Raw genomic sequence first — 3,752 nt, forward strand, 5'->3', positions numbered from 1 at the left:
CTCGCACGTCCAGCAGCTACGACCGGCGGCTCGATCCATAGGCGGCGTTCTTGCGGTTGCCGAAGGCGCTGCCCTTGCGGGCGCCCTTCTTCAAGTCTTTCAGCACGTCCTCCTCGCTTGCGCCCTCCACGCTCGCGCGCAGCTTGACCACCTGGTCGCGCAGGCGGGCCGCCTCCTCGTAGTCCATGCTCTGGGATGCCGAGGCCATCTCGTCCTCCATGGAGGCGATGATGCGCAGCACCTCCTCGCGCGAGAGCGCGGCCAGCTCGGCGTTCACCTGCTCGGCTGTGGTGTTGCCCACCTCGTCGGTCACGTAGTCCATGATGTCGTTGATGGCCTTGCGGATGGTCTGCGGCTCAATGCCGTGGTCCTCGTTGTACTGCATCTGTATGGTTCGGCGGCGCTTCGTCTCGTCGATGGCCAGGGCCATGGAGTCGGTTATCTTGTCGGCGTACATGATCACCTGGCCCGACACGTTGCGGGCGGCGCGGCCGATGGTCTGGATGAGCGAGCGGTGGTTGCGCAGGAACCCCTCCTTGTCGGCATCGAGGATGGCCACGAGCGACACCTCGGGCAAGTCCAGGCCCTCGCGCAGCAGGTTGATGCCCACAAGCACGTCGAACTTGCCCTGGCGCAGCTCGCGCAGGATCTCCACGCGCTCGAGCGTGGCGATGTCCGAATGCATGTAACGCGCCTTCACGCCCTGGTCCAGCAGGTGGTCGGTCAGGTCCTCCGCCATCTTCTTCGTGAGCGTGGTGATGAGCACGCGCTCGTCACGGGCGGCGCGGTCCTTCGACTCGTCGATGATGTCGTCGATCTGCGAGGCGCTCCCGCGCACGATGATCTCGGGGTCCAAGAGGCCGGTCGGGCGGATGATCTGCTCCACCTGCTGCTGCGACACCTTCTGCTCGTAGTCGCCCGGCGTGGCCGAGACGTACACGAACTGCGGAATGCGCTCCTCGAACTCGTCGAAGCGCAGCGGGCGGTTGTCCAGGCAGCTGGGCAGGCGGAACCCGTGCTCGGCCAGCGTGATCTTGCGCGAGCGGTCGCCCTCGTGCATGCCGCGGATCTGCGGCACCGTCACGTGGCTCTCGTCGATGATGCAGAGGAAGTCCTTCGGGAAGTAGTCGATGAGCGTGTAGGGCGGCTCGCCCGGCGAGCGCCCGTCGATGTGGCGCGAGTAGTTCTCGATGCCGGAGCAGAAGCCCATCGTCTCCATCATCTCCAGGTCGTAGTTCGTGCGCATCTCCAAACGCTGCGCCTCGAGCAGCTTGCCCTCCTCCTTGAACTGCTGCAGGCGCTCGCGCAGCTCGTCGCGGATGGTGCCGAGCGCGCGGTCCATCTTCGGGCGCGTGGCCACGTAGTGCGACGCGGGCCAGATGGGCAGCGCCTCGAACTCGTTCACCACCTCGCCTGTGACGTTGTCCACCTCCGCGATGCGCTCTATCTCGTCGCCCCAGAACTCGATGCGCAACGGGTTGTCCGCATAGGGAGGGAACACGTCCAGGTTGTCGCCGCGCACGCGGAACGTGCCGCGTTTCAGCTCGTAGTCGTTGCGGTCGTACTGGATGTCGATGAGCTCGTGGATGACGTCGTCGCGGTCCATCTCCTTCTGCTTGTCCACGAACACCGCCATGCCGGCATAGTCCATGGGCGAGCCGATGCCGTAGATGCACGACACCGAGGCCACCACGATGCAGTCGCGCCGCGAGAGCAAGGCCGACGTGGCCGCGTGGCGCAGCTTCTCCACCTCCTCGTTGATGGAAGCGTCCTTCTCGATGAACGTGTCGGACGAGGGCACGTAGGCCTCGGGCTGGTAGTAGTCGTAGTACGACACGAAGTACACCACGGAGTTGTTCGGGAAGAACTCCTTCAGCTCGCTGGCCAGCTGGGCCGCGAGCGTCTTGTTCGGCGCCATGACCAGCGTGGGTTTCTGCACGGCCTCGATGGTCTTGGCCATGGTGAACGTCTTGCCCGAGCCCGTCACGCCCAGGAGCGTCTGGTAGCGCAGGCCCTCCTCGACCCCGCGGGCCAGCTTCTCGATGGCCTGCGGCTGGTCGCCCGACGGCTCGTAGGGCGACACCACCTTGAGAGGCGTCGTTGCCAGCCGCACCTCCGGCAGCTTGCCCTCCATCTCAAGGCCCTCGATATTCGAAAGATGCGCCACGTAAGCTCCTTCCCGCATACGTCAGGGAACCAGTGTAGCACAGCGCATCGATTATGAACAGATGTTCGTTATTGAGTTGTTACAGATCCTTGCGGTACTCCCCCCACCAGGCTATCACCTGGTTGTGCAGTTCCTCGGGGGTGCCGTCGTTGTTGAACACCACGTCGGCGGCCTCGATGCGGTCGGCATCGGTGATCTGGCGGGCGATGCGGCGGCGCACGTCGGCCTCGTCGAAGCCCGACGCCACGGCGCGCTCGATACGCACGTCCAGCGGCGCCAGCACGGCGATGACCACGTCGGCATCGTAGGCGAGCGAGGACGTGCGGTTCTTGAACACGGAGTGCTCCACCACCACGGCCGGATGGCCCGCGGCCTCCAGCTCGGCCACCTTGTCGCGATAGGCGTCCTCGATGCGCGGGACGGTGATGCGGTTGAGCTTGCGCGTCTCGGCAGGGCTCACGAACGCCTTGTGGGCGAGCGCCTTGCGGTTCACCTCGTCGCCGTCCATGATGTCGGCGCCGAACGTGTCCACCAGCTCTTCCCTCACCGTGTCCCAAGCGAGCACGTCGTGGCCCACCTTGTCGAGGTCGATGTACGGCAGGCCTGCGTCCACAAGGGCCTTGCGGGCCGTCGACTTGCCGGCGCCCATGCCGCCGATGATGAACAGCTTCTTCATACCGATGCTACCTCCTCGATCATGCCGCCTCCGAGCACGGTGTCGCCCACGGAGAAGACGGCGAACTGTCCCGGCGCCGTGGTCGGCTGCGGCTCGCGCAGCACTGCACGAACGCGCCCTTCGGGTTCGGGCTCTATGATACACGGAACGGCCCGGCTTCGGTACCGCAGTTTCACGCTGGCGGCACGCGGCCCGTCCAGGCACGCGAGGGCCTGCCACCTCACCGGGCCCGTCAGCACGCTCGAGATGCGGGCCTCGTCGGCGAATCCCACCACCAGCTCGCACGTCTCGGGCCGCTTGGCCACCACGTAGTACGGCTCGGGCGCGGCTACGCCGATGCCCTTGCGCTGCCCCACCGTGTAGTTGGCCAGCCCGTCGTGCCGGCCGAGCACAGCACCCGCGCAATCCACGATGGTGCCCGGCCGATCATCGACGCCCCGCGCGCGCAGGAACGCGCGATAATCACCCTCGATAAAGCACACATCCTGGCTCTCGGGTTTCTCGGCAACGGGAAGCCCCAGGTCGGCAGCCAGCACGCGCACCTCCGCCTTCGTGGTGCCGCCCAGCGGCAGCACAAGGCGCGCCAGCTGCTCCTGGGAGAGCAGCGCCAGCATGTAGCTCTGGTCCTTGCGCGCGTCGAGCGCGCACTTCACCACGTAGCGCCCGCTGTCCGCAAGCTGCGCGATGCGGGCGTAGTGGCCGGTGGCCACCGACTCGCAGCCCAGCTCGTCGGCGGCAGCCAGCAGGGAGGGCAGCTTGCAGCAGGCGTTGCAGCCCACGCAAGGGCTCGGCGTGAGGCCCGCCGCGTAGGCATCCACGAACGGCTGGACCACCGCGCTCTCGAACAGGGCGGCGCAGTCCCACTCCACATGGCGCAGGCCCAGCCGGGCGCACACCGCCGCCGCGTCG

Annotated in this window: 3 protein-coding genes; all 3 read right to left on the reverse strand. The window is 66.7% G+C overall.

Going from position 1 to position 3,752, the window contains the following annotated elements:
* Nucleotides 1-16: 16 nt before the first annotated feature.
* Nucleotides 17-2,185: an excinuclease ABC subunit UvrB gene (gene uvrB, locus GPA_RS03550; RefSeq protein WP_015538956.1), complete on the reverse strand. Its 2,169-nt coding sequence runs from the start codon at nt 2,183-2,185 to the stop codon at nt 17-19.
* A 61-nt stretch (nt 2,186-2,246) separates the two neighbouring features.
* Nucleotides 2,247-2,843, reverse strand: coding sequence for a dephospho-CoA kinase (gene coaE, locus GPA_RS03555; protein WP_015538957.1), 597 nt, complete (start codon nt 2,841-2,843; stop codon nt 2,247-2,249).
* Nucleotides 2,840-3,752: tRNA 2-thiouridine(34) synthase MnmA (gene mnmA / locus GPA_RS03560; RefSeq protein ID WP_041238966.1), on the reverse strand; the 913-nt coding region annotated here is incomplete at its 5' end. The genes mnmA and coaE, both read right to left, overlap by 4 nt.

Source organism: Gordonibacter pamelaeae 7-10-1-b (assembly GCF_000210055.1).
Classification (GTDB): domain Bacteria; phylum Actinomycetota; class Coriobacteriia; order Coriobacteriales; family Eggerthellaceae; genus Gordonibacter; species Gordonibacter pamelaeae.